A 16,682-nucleotide genomic window follows, 5' to 3' on the forward strand; every position below is an offset into this window, starting at 1 on the left:
AGTCCTGGCACCCCGGCGTCTTGCTCTTATGTCGTGAAGGGCCCCTTTGAGACCTTCATCGTCTCAAAGGGGCCCTTCACGACATACCACCGCGAAACTCACGTGAGCGCCTGACTGGTGGGCGTCACGCGGTGGGGGAAGTGGTGGTACTGGTCGGGCTCGTCTCGCCGGTGTCGCCCGCCGGGGTCGAGGCAGGCGGCGCGGAAGACCTGCTGGACGGCGGAGGCGTCGTCGAGGACGGAGGCGTGCTCGAAGGCGGTGTCGACGAGGGAGGCGTCGACGAAGGCGGAGTGCTGGTCGGCTTCGAGGGCGAACTGCTGCTCGGCGGTGTGGTGCTGCTCGGCGGGAGCGACGTGCCGGGCGGAGAGGTCGGCGGCGGGGTGGTCGTGCCCGGCGGGGGAGTGCCGGGCAGGGTCGGCACCGGGACCTCGCCGCCGGGCGTGCCGGCGGCGACGTCCTGGGAGTCGGGAGCGCCGACCGGAACCTGGCTGTCCGGCGTGGTCGCGACGCCGCCGCGGTAGGCGACCGCCCAGCGGATCACGGTGTCCACATAGGACAGTGAGTGGTTGTAGCGGTACACGGCCACGCGCTGGGTCTGCTCCGACGTCAGGTCGACACCGCCGGAGCAGAGGTACCGGCCCGAGGCGAGCGTCGCGTCGTAGATGTTGTTCGGATTGGACTCGCCGTCGCCGTTGCCGTCGGAGGCGTAGCCCTTCCACGTCGACGGGATGAACTGCGTCGGGCCGACGGCGCGGTCCCACACCGTGTCACCGTCGTACTTGCCGCCGTCGGTGTCGGAGATGGCGGCGAACGGCCCGGCGCCGTTGAGCTGCGGGCCGAGGATCGGTTCGAGGGTGTTGCCCTTCGCGTCGACGTAACCGCCGCGTGCGTGATTGGACTCGATGCGGCCGATACTCGCGATCAAAGCCCAGTCGATGTGGCAGCCGGGCAGTTCCTTCGCGAGGATGTCGGCCGCGTTCTTGTAGGCCTTCATCATGCTGGCGGGGATGCCGAGCGCGCCCGACGGCGCGAACGCGCCGCCGACGTTGCCGCTGTAGCCGGGGACGGTCAGCGGGTCCGGCGTGGGCGGCTGGGGGAGGCTGCCGTCGACGGCGATCTCCGGGACCGTGCCCGCGGGCGGCTGCCAGGCCGCGGCCTGGTTCTGCGGCGCGGCCGGTTTCGGCGCGGCGACCGGGGCGTCCGGGCCCGCCGACGCGGTGACCGCGGGCAGGACGGCGAGCGCGCCACCGGCGAGCGCGAAGGCCGTCCGGTGCCGGGCGGACAACTTGTCCGTCTGTCGAGGGCGGTGCTTCGGCATGTTCTCTCCCGCTAGGTCGACTCCGGGCAAAACTATCCGATACGACCGAATTTCGGGGACGACGCAACGAAAAACCCGCGAACCTGTCGAGTTTTCGTCCGCCCGGCACAAGACCTTCGTAGTGAAGTTGTCAATTTCACGCTGAGTTCACCGAAACGTCAGCAGAATCCTCGCTCGCTCCGCGGGGGTGGTCTGAACCGTGTGCAAAGAGACCTTTGCACAATCATCTTTGCACGGCTACCTTGGTGTCATGACCGGTCCGCCGCCACCCGAAGAGATCGCCGACGCCGCCGTGCTGAAGGCGGTGATGCACCCGCTGCGACGCCGGATCATGGAGGCGCTGGGCCGCGGTCCCGCGACGGCGACGAAGCTGGCCAAGGAACTGGGGGAGAGTTCGGGCGCGACCAGCTACCACCTGCGGGAACTGGCGAAATACGAGTTCGTCGACGAGGTGCCGGAACTCGCGCACGGCAAGGAGCGCTGGTGGCGTGCCCGGCCGCGCGACATCCGCTGGCCTCGGCACAGCGAGCAGCACGACGAGATGCGTGCCGTGTTCGACGAGGCGCAGCGCGCCGCGTTCACCGAGGATCTCGAACAGCTGGCGCGTTTCCTCGAGCGGCGCGGTGAGCTGGGCGAATGGGGTGACGCGCTGGTGTTCTCCCGTGGCTCGGTCCATCTGAACCTCGAAGAGCTCAAGGAGTTCTTCGACGACTACCTGGACCTGCTTCGCCGCTACTGGCGGCCGGAACCCGGGCCGGACGCGCGGAAGGTGCTCGTGCGCTGGACGGCGTTCCCGGACGCCGACGGGGAGGTGGGGCAAGGGAAGTGAAAACCGGTGGGAGAGCGGCCACTCGACCACCGGCAACGCGTCACCACGCCGGACGGCGTGTCTTCACGAACGACTCCACAGACAAGGGGGAGCAGCATGCTGCTCTGGAAGAGGATCGCGGCCATCTGCGCCACGGCGAGCCTGCTCGCGGCGGGGACCGCGACGGCCGCGCAACCGCCGGACGGGGCATCCCGGGCGGACGCCACCATCCGCTACACCGAATACGGCATCCCGCATATCGTCGCGAACGACTGGGTGGACCTGGGCTTCGGGCAGGGGTTCGCCGCGGCCAAGGACAACATCTGCGCGATCGCGGACGTCGCGGTCACGACGAGGGCCGAGCGTTCCCGCTGGCTGGGGCCGGACGCGCCGCCGACGAGCGGGGTGAGCCAGGCGAGTACGAACCTCGCGAGCGACCTGTACTTCCAAGGTCTGAACGACAGCGGAGTGGTCGAGCGACTCCTGTCGGCACCCGCGCCGCGGGGGCCGTACCGAGAGGTCCGCGAACTGATCCGCGGCTACGTCGAAGGCGTCAACAAGTATCTGCGCACCGGCGAGATCACCGATCCGGCCTGCCGGGGCGCCGGCTGGCTGAAGCCGATCACCGAACTCGACGTCCACCGGCACGCCCACGCGGTCGGCATGATCTTCGGACAGGGCGGCGTCGCGGACTCGATCACCGCGTCGTCGCCGGGTGCGCCGCCCGCGGGCCGCGGCACCGAGCAGATGCTCGGGGAGACCGGGATCGGCAGCAACGCGATCGCCATCGGTTCGGCCGCGTCGGCGAACGGACGCGGGGTCTCGCTGGCCAACCCGCACCTGCCGTGGCAGCTGAGCGGGACCAGGCTGTGGCAGTCGCAGATGACGCTGCCCGGCAAGTTGAACGTCAGTGGCGCCGGTATCCCCGGCATTCCGCTCATGTGGCTGGGGCACAACGAAACCGCCGCCTGGAGCGGAACCGCCACCGACACGACGCGCACGTACACGCTGTTCGAGCTGAAGCTCGTGCCCGGCTCGCCGACGACGTACCTGGTCGACGGGAAGCCCGAGCGGATGCGCCGCCACGACGTGAGTGTCCTGTCGCGCAAGGCCGACGGCACCCTGGAGCGGGTCGTACGTCCACAGTGGACAACGCGATACGGCCTGGTGACGACTCGGCTCGGGCAGCGGGAACTGCCGTGGACGGCGTCGAGCGCGTTCGCCATGGCGGACGCCAACGCCACGAACCTCGGGATGACCAACTCGATGTTCGCGATCGCCCGCGGCCGGACGGCGGGGGAGATGATCGGCGCGGTCCGCGAGACCCAAGGGCTGCCGTGGATGAACATCCTCGCCACCGACGACCGCGGCCGGGTGGAGTTCAGCCAGATCCACGGGGTCCCGCACGTCACCGACGAGAAGGCGGTGCGCTGCAACACCCCATTGGGCAAGGAAATGTTCGCGGCTGACGGCGTCGCGGTGCTCGACGGTTCCAAGACAGCCTGCGCTTGGGGCCGTGACAGGGACGCGCTGCGGCAGGGCGTCTTCGGCCCGTCCAGCCTGCCGAGCCTGAGCCGCACCGACTACGTGGCGAACTCGAACGACAGCTACTGGCTGCCCAACCCCGCGGCCGCGACGACCGGTTTCCCCAGGATCGTGGGCCCGGTCCGCTACGAACAGAACATGCGGACAAGGGGCGGTTTCGTCGAGATCGCCGATCAGCTGAAGAAGGGCGGCTTCACGGGGCAAGCGATGCGGGACCTGATGTTCTCGCACCGGGACCACGCCGCCGAACTCGTGCGGACCGACGTCGTCGCGATGTGCCGCACGATGCCGGGAATAGAGGCCGCGTGCGCCGCGCTGGCGGCTTGGGACGGCCGTTCGGACGCGGACAGCCGAGGCGCGCTGCTGTTCGACCGGTTCTGGGCACTCGTCGATCGCCTGGGGCCGTCGATCTGGAAGGTCCCGTTCGACGTCAAGGACCCGGTCCACACGCCGAACACCCTCGACACGGGTAACGCGGCGATCCGCAAGGCGCTTTCCGACGCAGTCGTGGAGTTGCAGGCGGCGAAGATCCCGCTCGACGCGCCATACGGCGACAACCACTACGTCGTCCGTGACGGCCGGAAGATCCCGCTGGGTGGCGGAACCGCGGGCCGCGGCGTCTACGACTCCCTGGGCGGGCCGTGGGATCCGGCTCGCGGCTACACCGAGTTCACGCACGGCGGGACGTACCTGCACGTCGTGGCGTTCACCGGGACCGGTTGCCCGGACACGACGACGCTGCTGACCTACTCGCAGTCCGCGAACCCGAATTCCGCGCACCACAGCGACCAGACGGAGTTGTACGCGCGCAAGCGGTGGGTCACCGAACGGTACTGCGAGAAGGACATCCTCGCGTCGCCGTCGCTGGAGGTCGTCCGGGTGAGCAGGCGATGATCGCCGCCTTGCTCGCGGCCGTCGTCGCGGTCTCATCACCGCTGCCCGCCGCGGCGCCGGACGGCGAAGTCTCGTTCACCAGCCACGGGGTCACCCTGCGGGGAACGGTGGTCGCGCCGGAGGGCGGCGGTCCGGCGCCGGGCATCGTCATGGTGCACGGATCCGGCGAACACGACCGGGACGACTACCGCGCCGAGGCGGAATCCTTCGCCAAGGCGGGGATCGCGACGCTGATCTACGACAAGCGGACCGAGGGCTATTCGCTGTTCGAGCGGGACTACTCGGTCCTGGCCGACGACGCTCTCGCGGCGGTCGAGGCGCTGCGTTCACATCCTGGGGTGGATCCCGCCCGAGTCGGCGTGTGGGGCTTGAGCGAAGGAGGCTGGGTCGCGCCGCTGGCGGCGTCGAAGTCGAAGGACGTCGCGTTCGTGGTCACCGTCGGCGCCAACGGCGTTTCGCCTGACCGCCAGCAGTCGTGGACCTTCGAGACCTATCTGCGCCGCGGCGGGGTCACCGGTTCGATGGTGGACATGGTGTCGTCGACGAACATGCGGACCCTCGCGGGCGCGGGCGTGTTCCCCGAGGCGGGATACGACCCGGTTCCGGTGCTGGAGAAGGTGCGGCAGCCGGTGCTCGGTCTGTGGGGCGAACTGGATCGGCTCACCCCGCCCGGCGAGGCCGTCCGGATCTTCCGGGAAACGCTGGACCGGGCTGGGAACCGGCAGTACACGCTGAAGGTGTTCCCGCAGGCTCAGCACGGGCTCCGGCCGACCACCGATGGTTTCGACAAGCTCGACGGTTTCGCTCCGGGCTACCTCGACCTCGTCGCGAACTGGGTGAACGGAGCGAAGCACGGGCCGTCCGCCGATCCGCCTCCGGTCCAGGCGAGCCAAAGCGCCGCGCTGGCACCGCTCGCCTGGTACGAGGCGCCGTGGGTGCAGATCGGGGTCTGGGCGCTGGCGTTGCTGGCGTTCGCGGCCTATCCGGTGACGGCGTTGTTCCGCCGTCGTAAGGAGGTCCCGCTCGGCAAGCCTGCCCGTTGGCTGGCGTCGGCAGGCCTGCTCGGCACGGTGGGATTCCTCGTCTACTACGTCGTGTTGACGACGGGGGCGGCGATGGCGCCGGGTCCGGTCCTTTTCGGACGGACGTTGCCGTGGCTCGCGTTGCAGGTGATCGCGGCCGGGGTCGTCGTCGCCGGGGCGGTGACCGCGGTTTCGTGGTGGCGGAAGAAGGAACGCGGGGGAGTCCGGGTCGGCCTGCTGCTGGCCGGGACCGTGCTGTTCGTCCCGTAGGCCGTCCACTGGGGACTGCTGGTGCCGTGAAACGAGCCTGGGTGCCGGGCGGCCACCCGGCACCCAGGCGAACGGAAGCCGCGTCACCACGCCCGAGGGCGTGTCTTCACGAACGGACCTCCGGGTCAGAAGATACTCAGGACTTCGGGGTGACGGCGAACCGGCGCAGTTCCAGCGCCGGGTTCTTGGCGCGTACCTCGGAGATCCGCTCGGCGGAGACCTCGCCTGTCGCGGTGCCCGTGCGCTCGCCGAGCGAGGCGACGACGACGCCCATCGGGTCGACGATCATGCTGTGCCCGGAACCCGCGGGGGCGGCCTGCCCCGCCGCGACGAGATAGATCGTGTTCTCGATCGCCCTGGCCCGGACCAGGGTGGTCCAGTGGTCCTCCTTGAGCGGGCCGGGCATCCACTCCGCGGGCAGCAGCACCGCGTCCGCGCCCGCGTCGACCAGGCGGCGGGTGACCTCCGGGAACCTCAGGTCGTAGCAGGTCTGGAGGCCGAAGGTGATCCCGTCGACCTCGAACGTCTCCGGTGCTTCGATGTCGCCGGGCCGGACCAGTTCCGATTCGCGGAAACCGAAGGCGTCGTACAGGTGCAGCTTGCGGTAGAGCGCGGCGATCGCGCCGTCGGGGCCGGCCGCGACGAGCGTGTTCGAGATCCGCTCGCCGCCGGGGAGTGCTTCGTTGATACCCGCGACGACGGTGATCTGCCGGTCCTTCGCGAGGCCCCGCAGCTCGGTGACGAAGGGCCCGTCGAGTTCTTCGGCCGAGGTCACGAATTCCCGGCTCATCGTCGGTACGGTGAACAGCGAGTACTCGGGCAGGACGACCACCCGCGCACCGCGGTCGGCCGCTTCGCCGACGAGGGAGGCGACTCGGGCGAGGTTGGCCTGTTTGTCGTTACCGGGCGCGAACTGCGCCACCGCGACGTGCACCATGGGACCCCTTCCAATCAGTGGAACTCTTGTATACATGATGGATACTTGAGTGGTCCAGGTGTAGGCTCTGTCGCGGAAAGTAAGGGAATAGAGGGGGAACGAGATGACTGTGACCGCCGAAGGGGGCGGCCCGGCGCGCGAGCGGGTCTACACGTGGCTGCGCGACGGAATCATCTCGGGTGAGCTGGAGGGCGGCCGCTTCCTCGACGAAATGTGGGTTTCCGGCGTCGTCGGCGTCTCCAGGACCCCGGTGCGCGAGGCGTTCCACCGCTTGGCGGCCGAGCGGTTCATCAGTCTCCTGCCCCGCAAGGGCGCCCAGGTGCGCACGGTCACCGCCAGGGAACTGGAGGAGGTCTACCAGAGCAGGCGACTGATCGAAGGGCACGCGATCGCCGCGCTCTGCGCGAACCGGGCGGGAGCGCCCGCCGAACTGCCGGAGCTCATCGAAGCGATGGCGAGCTCCGGCGCCGAACGCGACTGGTTCGCCGTTTCGGGTTTCGACCGCCGGTTCCACCGCGCCATCGTGAACGCCGCGGGCAATACCGTCCTGACCGAGCTGTACGACACGCTCCGTTCACGGCAGCAGCGGGTCACGGTCCGCGCGCTGGAGGCGCGCCCGGAACGGCTGACGGTCATCAACGAGGAACACCGGGCGCTGGTCGCCGCGTTGAACGCCCACGACGTCAAAGAGGCCTCACGGTTACTGGAGGAGCATCTGCGCCCGGTGTCCGAAGTGATGTCGGCGCTGCCACAGGAAGGCTGACCTCGATGGGACTCGAAAAGGTCGTCGGCGTCATGCGCGACAACCTCACCGTCCGCCGTGTCTACGGCGAGCCCGTCGAGAAGGACGGCGTCGTGATCATCCCGGCCGCGAGGGTGATCGGCGGCGGAGGCGGCGGGCACGGCTCCGAACAGGACAAGGAAGGTGAGGGTGGCGGTTTCATCCTCGCCGCGAGGCCCGTTGGCGCCTACGTCCTCAAGGGCGGCGAGGTGCGCTGGGTCCCGGCGGTGGACGTGACCCTCCTCGGAGCGGTGTTCGCGGTCATGGTCGCCGCGATCCACCGGCGCCGGTCATCCCGGCGAGGATCAGATCGATCCCGATGAGAAACTGCGTCCGGTCGTCGTGATCGCGCGCCTCGGCGGCCACTGCCCGGAGGAAGGGGAACTCGCCGGGATCGAGTTCTTCCCAGGCGTCCGCCGCGGCGTGGAGGAATTCGGCGCGGTCCATCCCTGGCCCGAGCACCCTGGCGTTCGCGGCGTTTTGGCCCGCGGCGCCGAAGATGTAGTGCACCAGCGCCGACGTCGCCGTGAACCAGGTGGTTTCGGGGACGCCGAGCGCGCTGACCCGCTGTCCGATGCTTTCGAAGATCCGCGGCGTCACCGAACCGCGAGGGCTATGGGAAAGCTGGAGGGCGAGCTGCGGGGAAAGCCATGGGTGCCGCTCGATCGCTTCGAACAGACCGAGTCCGATGGCCCGAATCTCGTCCTGCGGTGAGCCCTCGGCCACCACACTCAGCGCGGTGGCGATGACGGACGCGGTCGCGGCGTCGAGCAGCGCGCCCTTGTTCGGCACATGCCAGTAGATCGCGCCGGGGCCGGTGGCGAGCCGTTCGGTCAGCGTCCGGAAGGTCAGCCCGCGCTCGCCCGCCGCGTCGAGGAGTTCGACGGCGGCCTCGACGATGCGCTCGCGGGTCAGTGCCTCCGCGCGTGTCCGTGGTGCCATGTCGTTCATCCTGGCAGAGCGCGGACAGGCGGCTTTCGCGTTAGTTTCCCTGTATGGCGAAAAGCTCGGCGGTGGAGATCGAGGTCGGCGACCGGACGGTGCGCGTCTCGAACCCGGATCGTGTCTACTTCCCGGCACGCGGCGAGACCAAGCTCGACCTCGTCCGGTACTACCTCGCCGTCGGCGACGGGATCGTGCGGGCGCTGCGGGAACGGCCGTGCATGCTGCACCGGTTCCCGTCCGGTGTGTCGGGGGAGAAGGTCCATCAGAAGCGGGTGCCGAACGGTGCTCCCGACTGGCTGCAGACCGTCCGCGTCGACTTCCCCTCCGGCAGGCACGCCTACGAACTGTGCGTCACCCATCCGGCGGACGTGGTCTGGGCGGTGCAGATGTCGACCGTCGAGTTCCACCCGTGGAACTCCCGCCGCGCCGACACGGAACGCCCCGACGAATGGCGGATCGACCTCGACCCGATGCCCGACTGCCCGTTCTCCACCGTGCGGAAGGTCGCCCACACCGTCCGCGAGATCCTGGACGAACTCGGGATCACCGGCTGGCCGAAGACCTCGGGCGGGCACGGCCTGCACGTCTACGTGCGGATCGAGCCACGCTGGGGTTTCCAGGAGGTCCGCCGGGCGGCGCTCGCTTTCGCGCACGAGGTCGAGCGCCGGCTGCCCGACGAGGTCACCACCACCTGGTGGCGCAAGGACCGCGACCCGTCGAAGCTGTTCGTGGACTACAACCAGAACGCGCGCGACCACACCATCGCGAGCGCGTACTCGGTTCGCGGCGTGCCCGAAGCCGTCGTCTCGACGCCGATCCGGTGGGACGAGATCGACGACGTCGAACCGCGTGAGTTCACCATCGCCACCGTGCCCGCGCGCTTCGCCGAATTCGGCGACCTGCACGCGGGCATCGACGACACGGCGTACTCGCTCGATACCCTGCTCGAGTGGGCGGACCGGGAAGGCCTCGACACCGACGGCGAGTGACCTCCCCGCATTTAGAGGACTAAATGCGGGAGGGGCGAGGCTCACTTGCCGACGTAGGCCGCCAGGTGTTCGCCGGTGAGCGTCGAAGCGCTCGCGACGAGGTCGGACGGCGTGCCCTCGAAGACGATCTTGCCGCCGTCGTGACCGGCGCCGGGGCCGAGGTCGATGATCCAGTCGGCGTGCGCCATGACCGCCTGGTGGTGCTCGATCACGATCACGGACTTACCGGAGTCGACGAGCCGGTCCAGCAGGCCGAGCAGGTTCTCGACGTCGGCGAGGTGCAGACCGGTGGTCGGCTCGTCGAGGACGTAGACGCCGCCCTTGTCGCCCATATGCGTCGCGAGCTTCAGCCGCTGCCGCTCGCCGCCGGAGAGCGTGGTGAGCGGCTGGCCGAGGCTGAGGTAGCCGAGCCCGACGTCGTCGAGCCTGCTGAGGATGGCGTGCGCGGCCGGGATGCGCCCGTCGCCCTCGCCGAAGAACTTCACGGCCTCGGAGACCGGCATTTCGAGCGCTTCGCTGATGTTCTTGCCGCCGAAGGTGTACTCCAGCACCGACGCCTGGAACCGCTTGCCGTCGCATTCCTCGCAGGTGGTCGCGGTGCCCGCCATGATGCCGAGGTCGGTGTAGATGACGCCCGCGCCGTTGCAGCTCGGGCAGGCACCCTCGGAGTTGGCGCTGAACAGCGCCGGCTTCACCCCGTTGGCCTTGGCGAAGGCCTTGCGGATCGGTTCGAGCAGGCCGGTGTAGGTGGCCGGGTTGCTCCGTCGAGAGCCGCGGATGGGGGTCTGGTCGACCGAGACCACGCCCTCGGCGGCGGGGATCGAGCCGTGGATCAGCGAACTCTTGCCGGAGCCCGCGACACCGGTGACCACGCAGAGGACGCCGAGCGGGACGTCGACGTCCACGTTCCGGAGGTTGTGGCGGTCCGCGCCGCGGATCTCCAGTTTGCCGGTCGGCTTGCGGACGCTGTCCTTGAGCGACGCCCGGTCGTCGAGGTGCCTGCCGGTGATGGTGTCGCTCGCGCGCAGGCCTTCGACGGTGCCCTCGAAGCAGATCGTCCCGCCCGCGGTTCCCGCGCCGGGCCCGAGGTCGACGACGTGGTCGGCGATGGCGATGGTCTCCGGCTTGTGCTCGACGACCAGCACCGTGTTGCCCTTGTCCCGCAACTGCTGGAGCAGGTTGTTCATCCGCTGGATGTCGTGCGGGTGCAGCCCGATGGTCGGCTCGTCGAAGACGTAGGTGACGTCGGTGAGCGAGGAGCCCAGGTGCCGGATCATCTTCGTGCGCTGCGCCTCACCACCCGAAAGCGTGCCGGACGGCCGGTCCAGGGAGAGGTAGCCGAGCCCGATGTCGACGAAGGAGTCGAGAGTGTGCTGGAGCTTCTCCAACAGCGGCGCCACCGACGGCTCCTTGAGGCCGCGGACCCAGTCGGCGAGGTCGCTGATCTGCATCTTGCAGGCGTCGGCGATGTTGATCCGCTTGATCTTCGACGACCGCGCGAGTTCGCTGAGCCTGCTCCCGTCGCATTCCGGGCAGACGGCGAAGGTGACCGCGCGGTCGACGAACGCGCGGATATGCGGCTGCATCGCCTCGCGGTCCTTGGACAGGAACGACTTCTGGATCGTCGGGATCAGCCCCGAGTAGGTCAGGTTGATGCCCTCGATCTTGAGCTTGACCGGCTCCTTGTAGAGCAGGTCGTTCATCTGCCGCTTGGTGTACTTCTTGATCGGCTTGTCGGGGTCGAAGAAGCCGCAGCCGCGCAGGATGCGGCCGTACCAGCCGTCCATGGAGAAGCCGGGGATCGTCAGCGCGCCCTCGTTGAGGGACTTCGTGTCGTCGTACAGCGCGGTGAGGTCGATGTCGTTGACCTTCCCCCGGCCCTCGCAGCGGGCGCACATGCCGCCGGTGATGCTGAACTCCCGGCGTTCCTTCGTGGTCCGCCCGCCCTTCTCGACGGTCACCGCGCCGGCGCCCGAGATCGACGCGACGTTGAAGGAGAACGCCTGAGGCGAGCCGATATGCGGCTTCCCGAGCCGGCTGAAGAGGATGCGCAGCATGGCGTGGGCGTCGGTGGCGGTGCCGACCGTGGAGCGCGGGTCGGAGCCCATCCGCTGCTGGTCGACGATGATCGCGGTGGTCAGGCCGTCGAGCACGTCGACCTCGGGCCGGGCCAGCGTCGGCATGAAGCCCTGCACGAAGGTGCTGTACGTCTCGTTGATCAGCCGCTGCGACTCGGCGGCGATCGTGTCGAAGACCAGGGAGCTCTTGCCCGATCCGGAAACCCCGGTGAACACCGTCAGCCGTCGCTTCGGCAGCTCGACGGCGACGTTCTTGAGGTTGTTCTCGCTCGCGCCCAGCACGCGGATCAGGTCGTGGCTGTCGGCGGGGTGCTGCTCGGGCGGCCGCGGCCTGGTGGTCTTGCGCATCTTCTCTCCATCCTCATGTGGGCCGCGTGTACGTTCCGTCAGCCTCACCGGCTAGATCTAACCAGCTTCGAGGCGTTCTGCCTCGCCGACGATCACGCTAGGTGAACGTGGCCCCCGTCGCTTCTCGATTCCTGACCGGTGACGTTCAGACGCTCCAGCCCTCGCTCTTCGTCGCCTTCAGGTAGTCCTCGACCGGCGGGCCGACCGGCCTGCCCTCGTACTGGGTCGACAGCACCACCGACGACCGGATCTCGCCGTGTTTGCCCAGCCGTTCGAAGAGGCCTTCGAGGTGTTCGAGCGAGACGGCCCGCACCTTCAGCATGGTGCAGCGGTCGCCGCTGAGCCGGTGCAGCTCGACCACCTCGGGGTAGTCCTCCGACTTGCTGGTGCGCAGCAGGCAGCTGCCGAGCGAGCAGCGCATCTCGACGAACGCCTGGAGGTCGTACCCGGCGCGGCGGGCGTCGACCTGGGCCCGGTACCCCGTGATCACGCCCGCCTCCTCCAGCCGCCGGACCCGTTCGGCGACGGCCGGGGCGGAGAGGTTCACGCGGCGGCCGAGTTCCTTGAACGAGAGCCGCCCGTCGCTCTGGAGCGTTTCGAGGAGCCGCCAGTCGAGGTCGTCCAGCGCCCTTTCCGATCGTAAGGTCATCGCGCCCGGATTCCTTCCATGATGCGCCTCGCACCCCGGCGAGGCCTTCGTCAGCCTATTCGCCGCGGCGTCCGGAATCCTTAGGTTTGAAGCATGAAACCGATGTTCGCGCTCTTCATGGGCGTCGCCTGTCTCAGTACCGCGGTCGTCGGCCTGTCCACCACGGCCGCGCTGATCGTGGTCGAGCACGCCGGCGCCGCGTGGAGTGGATTGCCGAACGCCGTCCTGGTACTCGGTTCCGCGGCGGGTTCGCTGTGGTCGGGGGCACTGGCCGCCCGCTACGGCAGGCGGCTCGTCCTGGTGCTGATGTACGGCGCCGCGGTGGCGGGCGCGCTGATCTCGTTCGCCGGTGTGCTCGGCGGATCCGTGCTCGCGCTGGTGGCGGGGATGCCGTTGATCGGCTTCGGCAACAGCGGCGCGCAGTTGTCCCGGTACACGGCCGCCGACCTGTCGCCCGAGCACCGCAAGGGGTTCGCACTGTCCACAATGGTCTGGGCGGGGACGGTCGGCGCGGTCGCGGGGCCCGCACTGATCGCACCGGCCGCGGCGAGGGCGGAAGCCGCGGACCTGCCCGCGCTGTCCGGCCCGATCGTGGCGGGCGCGATCGTCGTCGCCATCGCCGTGGTCGCCGTCGCCACCCTGCCGCGCGGCCTCGCCGCCCCGGCGGAGGGGGTGCCGAGGCGGGAGCGGATGTCCGTGCGGAACCCGGTGATCCTCGGTCCGCTCGTGGCGATGGTCGGCGCGCAGCTGGCCATGGTGGCGGTGATGACGATGACGCCGGTCCAGCTGCACCAGCACGGTCAGGGCCTCGACGTCGTCGGCTGGGTGCTGAGCGCCCATCTGGTCGGGATGTTCGCGCTGGCACCGCTGTCCGGCTGGATCGCCGACCGCTGGGGCGGCCGCGCGACCATCTTCGGCGGGATCGGCACGCTCGCCGTCGCGGCGATGACCGTCATCGCCGCTCCCGCTTCGCATCACGTGGGAATCCCGGTCGCGCTGTTCCTGCTGGGCTACGGCTGGAACCTGGTGTTCGTCGGCGGCAGCAGCATGCTCAGCCGCGATCTCCCGCCTGCCCAGCGGACGAGGGCGCAAGGCACTGTCGACGCCTTCGTCTGGGGGACCTCGGCCGCGGCGAGCCTGCTCGCCGGGCAGCTGTTCGGCCTCGGCGGATACGTTCTGGTCGCGGTCGCGGGCGGACTGTGCGCTCTCGTCCCGCTCGCGGTGATCGGCCGCCGGGCGGCCGCGCCGGAACCCACCGAAAAGGCAGGGCTCCGCTGATCTGCGAAACCCGGGGCGTGCCGTCATACTGCTTCACTCCGACACGAACGAACCCGTGATGACGCAGATCACGTGGGTGACCGATTCGGAGGGTCCTAGGGTGAAAGCAGACAAGGTGCGGGAGATCGGGGGTGCACGATGAGCGAGTTCGCGGTGAATCTGCGGGACCGGGTACGGCAGGCGAGGGAGGACGTCCAGATCGCCAAGCAGGCCTCGGACGAGGACAGGGCGTCGGCCGTCGGCGCCGATCTGGCCAACCTGGAGCGACTGGCCGCCGAGCACGGCGTGGAACTGCCGGAGCAGTCTTCGAGTGACTCCCGGGCGTGACCCGGGTTCCGGGCCGGTGATCGGGCTTTGACACCCTGGGGCGTGTGACCGCAAGCCTGAACCGGATCCGCGCCTTCCTGGCGGACCGCGAGCCGCCGACACCGTGCCTGGTCGTCGACACCGACCTGGTCGCGGAGCGCGCGGCCGCGGTGTCGGCGGCGTTCCCGGACGCGCTGATCCGCTACGCGGTCAAGGCGAATCCGGCTCCCGAGGTGCTCGACGCCGTGGCGTCGACCGGTGCGGGGTTCGACGTGGCTGGCACGGCCGAGATCGAGCTGTGCCTGTCCCATGGCGCGCGGGCGGCGGACCTGGCCTACGGCAACACGATCAAGAAACCGGCGGACATCGCCTTCGCGTACGAGCGCGGAGTCCGTGAATTCACCACGGATTCCGCCGGTGATCTGGCGAATCTGGGCGAGCACGCGCCCGGTTCGCTGGTCTCGGTCCGCCTCCTGACCGGCGGTCCGGACTCGGTCACGCCGTTCGGCCACAAGTTCGGCTGCGAGCCCGCGGTGGCCGCCGCCCTGCTCCGCCAGGTCGCGGAAGCCGGCCTGCGGCCGGGAATCGCGTTCCACGTCGGCTCGCAGCAGCCGGATCCGGCCGCCTGGGAGATCGGGATCGCGACCGCGGCCAAGGTCGCCGCCGACGCGGGCGTCGTACTGGAGCGGCTCAACATCGGCGGCGGGTTCGCCACCGAACACCGGGAGCCCGTGCCGTCGCTGACGGACTACGCCGCGGTGATCCACGACGCCCGCCGCGAGCATCTGCCGGGGCCGGAGCTGCTGCTGGAGCCGGGGCGCGTGATCGTCGGCGACGCCGGGCTCATCAGGACCGAGGTCGTCCTGGTGACGACCCGCGCCGCCGCCGACGAACGCCGCTGGGTCTACCTCGACGTCGGCAGGTACAACGGAATGGCGGAGTGCGAGAACGAAGCCGTCGCGTATCGGCTGGAGGCCGTCGGCGTCAAGGGACCGCAAGGACCGGTGGTCCTCGCCGGGCCGACCTGCGATGGTGACGACGTGCTCTACCAGCGGACGCCGTGCGCCCTGCCGCTGTCGTTGAAGGCTGGCGACCGGCTGGACATCCCGGGCACCGGGGCGTACACCGCCAGCTATTCGTCCGTCGCGTTCAACGGAATCGAGCCGTTGCGTACCTATTGTGTGGGGAGGTTCGCCGATGCCGGGTGAAGTACCACTCGTCGGCCGGTTCGCTGGCCGCCACGTACTCGCGGAGTTCGAGGGGATCGAGCCGTCGTTGCTCGACGACGCCGTGCTCCTCAAGAAGACGCTCGCCGAAGCGGTGACCGAGGCGGGCGCGACTGTCTGCGAAGTCGTGTCGCATTCCTTCGCCCCGCAAGGGGTCACCGTGCTCGCGCTGCTGGCGGAATCGCACGCGTCGGTGCACACCTATCCGGAGATCGGCTCGGTGTTCGTGGACGTGTTCACCTGCGGGGACCGGGCGGATCCGGAACGCGCGGTCGCGTTGCTGGCGAAGATGCTGGGCGCCGGTACCGTCCGGATGTCCACCGTGGAACGAGGAGAGAACTGATGGCGCAGCGAGTGATCGTCGAGCCGATGGGCGCGGGGCTCACCCGGAACTGGGACGTCGAGGAGGTCCTGTTCGAGGGCCGCACCGCGTTCCAGAACGTCCTCATCGGACGGACCGCGCAAGGGATCTCCCTGTTCTGCGACGACGAACGGCAGAGCACCGAACTGAGCCAGCTCGTCTACCACGAGGCGCTGATGGTCCCCTCGCTGCTGCTCGCCGAGCGCGTCGAGCGGGTGCTGATCATCGGCTCCAGCGAAGGGGTCGCCTCCGAACTCGCGGTCGCCGCGGGCGCCGAGGTGGTCGATCACGTCGACATCGACGCCGAAGCGGTGCGGGCCTGCGCCGAACATCTTCCCTACGGCTACACGCTCGACGATCTGGCCCGTGCCGAGCGCGGAGAGGGGAAGATCCGGATCCACTACCGCGACGGCTGGGAATTCCTCGCCGAGGCGCGTGAGCGCGGGGACTCCTACGACGTGGTCGTGATCGACCTGCCGGACGAGAACGACGATCCGGAGGCGCAGCACAACCGGTTGTACGGTACCGATTTCCTGGCCCGGTGCACGGCGTTGCTCACCGACGGCGGAGTGGTCGGGTGCCAGGCGGGCTGCCCGACGCTGTGGCGCAACCAGACGTTGATCACGGCGTGGCGCCGGTTCGGCGAGTCGTTCGGGACCGTTCTCTACTACGGTTCGGACGAGCACGAGTGGGCGTTCCTGAGCGGCAGGGCTGACGCGCTCGAAGATCCCGGCGCGCTCGTCGCGGAAAAGATCGGCAAGGTGGGAATCGGTGAGTCCACAATGGACGAAGAGGCGCTGAGGGCGAACACGGTCCCGCCGTTTTCCTTGCGGCGGCACTGAGCCCGCTCGCCGTTATCCAGCCGAGATCAACGGTCGTCGCGGTGCGTGACGCCGCCGGTACAGGATCCTCCATCTGGTCGTTGCC

The 16,682-nt window shown here is 69.4% G+C and carries 16 protein-coding genes; 11 read left to right on the plus strand and 5 right to left on the minus strand.

The window, feature by feature from the left end; all coding sequences use genetic code 11:
- Nucleotides 1-124: 124 nt before the first annotated feature.
- Nucleotides 125-1,318 (minus strand): lytic transglycosylase domain-containing protein, encoded by a 1,194-nt coding sequence (locus ACFVM3_RS16065; protein WP_378439350.1) that lies wholly within the window; start codon nucleotides 1,316-1,318, stop codon nucleotides 125-127.
- Between the two features lie 250 nt (nucleotides 1,319-1,568).
- On the opposite strand from ACFVM3_RS16065, the gene ACFVM3_RS16070 reads away from it, so the two are divergent.
- From ACFVM3_RS16070 to ACFVM3_RS16080, 3 genes are all read left to right on the plus strand, one after another.
- Nucleotides 1,569-2,147, plus strand: coding sequence for an ArsR/SmtB family transcription factor (locus ACFVM3_RS16070; protein WP_378439352.1), 579 nt, complete (start codon nucleotides 1,569-1,571; stop codon nucleotides 2,145-2,147).
- Nucleotides 2,148-2,243: 96 nt separating this feature from the next.
- A complete protein-coding gene (locus ACFVM3_RS16075) occupies nucleotides 2,244-4,565 on the plus strand; it encodes a penicillin acylase family protein (RefSeq protein WP_378439354.1) in 2,322 nt (773 codons plus the stop codon).
- Nucleotides 4,562-5,857: an alpha/beta hydrolase family protein gene (locus ACFVM3_RS16080; protein ID WP_378439356.1), complete on the plus strand. Its 1,296-nt coding sequence runs from the start codon at nucleotides 4,562-4,564 to the stop codon at nucleotides 5,855-5,857. Before ACFVM3_RS16075 ends, ACFVM3_RS16080 begins: the two co-directional genes overlap by 4 nt.
- Before the next feature lie 136 nt (nucleotides 5,858-5,993).
- Here the strand turns inward: ACFVM3_RS16080 and ACFVM3_RS16085 are convergent, their stop codons facing one another.
- Nucleotides 5,994-6,794, minus strand: coding sequence for a carbon-nitrogen hydrolase family protein (locus ACFVM3_RS16085; RefSeq protein WP_378439358.1), 801 nt, complete (start codon nucleotides 6,792-6,794; stop codon nucleotides 5,994-5,996).
- 103 nt (nucleotides 6,795-6,897) lie between these two features.
- On the opposite strand from ACFVM3_RS16085, the gene ACFVM3_RS16090 reads away from it, so the two are divergent.
- Together ACFVM3_RS16090 and ACFVM3_RS16095 are read left to right on the plus strand one after the other, a co-directional pair.
- Nucleotides 6,898-7,557, plus strand: coding sequence for a GntR family transcriptional regulator (locus tag ACFVM3_RS16090; RefSeq protein ID WP_340681564.1), 660 nt, complete (start codon nucleotides 6,898-6,900; stop codon nucleotides 7,555-7,557).
- A gap of 5 nt (nucleotides 7,558-7,562) precedes the next feature.
- The gene (locus ACFVM3_RS16095; protein ID WP_378439360.1) at nucleotides 7,563-7,898 is read left to right on the plus strand and encodes a sporulation protein; all 336 of its coding nucleotides are present in this window, start codon (nucleotides 7,563-7,565) and stop codon (nucleotides 7,896-7,898) included.
- On the opposite strand, the gene ACFVM3_RS16100 is transcribed toward ACFVM3_RS16095, so the two are convergent.
- Entirely contained in the window at nucleotides 7,837-8,517 is a 681-nt protein-coding gene (locus ACFVM3_RS16100; protein WP_378439362.1) for a TetR/AcrR family transcriptional regulator, read from the minus strand. The two genes, ACFVM3_RS16095 and ACFVM3_RS16100, sit on opposite strands and share 62 nt — an antisense overlap.
- Nucleotides 8,518-8,570: 53 nt before the next feature.
- Here ACFVM3_RS16100 and ligD point away from each other — a divergent pair, with 53 nt between their 5' ends.
- Nucleotides 8,571-9,509, plus strand: a complete 939-nt coding sequence (ligD, locus tag ACFVM3_RS16105) for a non-homologous end-joining DNA ligase (protein WP_378439364.1) — start codon at nucleotides 8,571-8,573, stop codon at nucleotides 9,507-9,509.
- 41 nt (nucleotides 9,510-9,550) lie between these two features.
- On the opposite strand, the gene ACFVM3_RS16110 is transcribed toward ligD, so the two are convergent.
- Both ACFVM3_RS16110 and ACFVM3_RS16115 read right to left on the minus strand, forming a co-directional pair.
- A complete protein-coding gene (locus tag ACFVM3_RS16110) occupies nucleotides 9,551-11,935 on the minus strand; it encodes an ATP-binding cassette domain-containing protein (RefSeq protein ID WP_378439366.1) in 2,385 nt (794 codons plus the stop codon).
- Between the two features lie 145 nt (nucleotides 11,936-12,080).
- Entirely contained in the window at nucleotides 12,081-12,584 is a 504-nt protein-coding gene (locus ACFVM3_RS16115; RefSeq protein ID WP_378439367.1) for an Lrp/AsnC family transcriptional regulator, read from the minus strand.
- A 93-nt stretch (nucleotides 12,585-12,677) separates the two neighbouring features.
- Here ACFVM3_RS16115 and ACFVM3_RS16120 point away from each other — a divergent pair, with 93 nt between their 5' ends.
- The 5 genes from ACFVM3_RS16120 to ACFVM3_RS16140 all read left to right on the plus strand — a co-directional run bounded on the left by ACFVM3_RS16120 (nucleotide 12,678) and on the right by ACFVM3_RS16140 (nucleotide 16,597).
- Entirely contained in the window at nucleotides 12,678-13,862 is a 1,185-nt protein-coding gene (locus ACFVM3_RS16120) for an MFS transporter (RefSeq protein WP_378439369.1), read from the plus strand.
- A 138-nt stretch (nucleotides 13,863-14,000) separates the two neighbouring features.
- On the plus strand, nucleotides 14,001-14,189 hold the full coding sequence (locus ACFVM3_RS16125; protein ID WP_378439370.1) for a hypothetical protein: 189 nt from the start codon (nucleotides 14,001-14,003) through the stop codon (nucleotides 14,187-14,189).
- Nucleotides 14,190-14,233: 44 nt separating this feature from the next.
- Nucleotides 14,234-15,376, plus strand: a complete 1,143-nt coding sequence (locus ACFVM3_RS16130; protein ID WP_378439372.1) for a type III PLP-dependent enzyme — start codon at nucleotides 14,234-14,236, stop codon at nucleotides 15,374-15,376.
- On the plus strand, nucleotides 15,366-15,737 hold the full coding sequence (gene speD, locus ACFVM3_RS16135) for an adenosylmethionine decarboxylase (protein ID WP_125683252.1): 372 nt from the start codon (nucleotides 15,366-15,368) through the stop codon (nucleotides 15,735-15,737). The genes ACFVM3_RS16130 and speD overlap by 11 nt, the downstream gene beginning before the upstream one ends.
- Complete coding sequence (locus ACFVM3_RS16140) at nucleotides 15,737-16,597, plus strand: spermidine synthase (RefSeq protein WP_378439374.1); 861 nt, start codon at nucleotides 15,737-15,739, stop codon at nucleotides 16,595-16,597. The genes speD and ACFVM3_RS16140 overlap by 1 nt, the downstream gene beginning before the upstream one ends.
- The last annotated feature ends 85 nt before the right edge of the window (nucleotides 16,598-16,682 follow it).

It is taken from the genome of Amycolatopsis sp. NPDC057786, assembly GCF_042797905.1.
GTDB lineage: Bacteria > Actinomycetota > Actinomycetes > Mycobacteriales > Pseudonocardiaceae > Amycolatopsis.

Coding starts and splice junctions, on each gene's coding strand:
- ligD (WP_378439364.1), top strand. CDS start 8,571: ATGGCGAAAAGCTCGGCGGTGGAGATCGAGGTCGGCGACCGGACGGTG.
- ACFVM3_RS16095 (WP_378439360.1), top strand. CDS start 7,563: ATGGGACTCGAAAAGGTCGTCGGCGTCATGCGCGACAACCTCACCGTC.
- ACFVM3_RS16065 (WP_378439350.1), bottom strand. CDS start 1,318: ATGCCGAAGCACCGCCCTCGACAGACGGACAAGTTGTCCGCCCGGCAC.
- ACFVM3_RS16075 (WP_378439354.1), top strand. CDS start 2,244: ATGCTGCTCTGGAAGAGGATCGCGGCCATCTGCGCCACGGCGAGCCTG.
- ACFVM3_RS16110 (WP_378439366.1), bottom strand. CDS start 11,935: ATGCGCAAGACCACCAGGCCGCGGCCGCCCGAGCAGCACCCCGCCGAC.
- ACFVM3_RS16090 (WP_340681564.1), top strand. CDS start 6,898: ATGACTGTGACCGCCGAAGGGGGCGGCCCGGCGCGCGAGCGGGTCTAC.
- ACFVM3_RS16080 (WP_378439356.1), top strand. CDS start 4,562: ATGATCGCCGCCTTGCTCGCGGCCGTCGTCGCGGTCTCATCACCGCTG.
- ACFVM3_RS16125 (WP_378439370.1), top strand. CDS start 14,001: ATGAGCGAGTTCGCGGTGAATCTGCGGGACCGGGTACGGCAGGCGAGG.
- ACFVM3_RS16115 (WP_378439367.1), bottom strand. CDS start 12,584: ATGACCTTACGATCGGAAAGGGCGCTGGACGACCTCGACTGGCGGCTC.
- ACFVM3_RS16085 (WP_378439358.1), bottom strand. CDS start 6,794: ATGGTGCACGTCGCGGTGGCGCAGTTCGCGCCCGGTAACGACAAACAG.
- ACFVM3_RS16120 (WP_378439369.1), top strand. CDS start 12,678: ATGAAACCGATGTTCGCGCTCTTCATGGGCGTCGCCTGTCTCAGTACC.
- ACFVM3_RS16070 (WP_378439352.1), top strand. CDS start 1,569: ATGACCGGTCCGCCGCCACCCGAAGAGATCGCCGACGCCGCCGTGCTG.
- ACFVM3_RS16140 (WP_378439374.1), top strand. CDS start 15,737: ATGGCGCAGCGAGTGATCGTCGAGCCGATGGGCGCGGGGCTCACCCGG.
- ACFVM3_RS16100 (WP_378439362.1), bottom strand. CDS start 8,517: ATGGCACCACGGACACGCGCGGAGGCACTGACCCGCGAGCGCATCGTC.
- speD (WP_125683252.1), top strand. CDS start 15,366: ATGCCGGGTGAAGTACCACTCGTCGGCCGGTTCGCTGGCCGCCACGTA.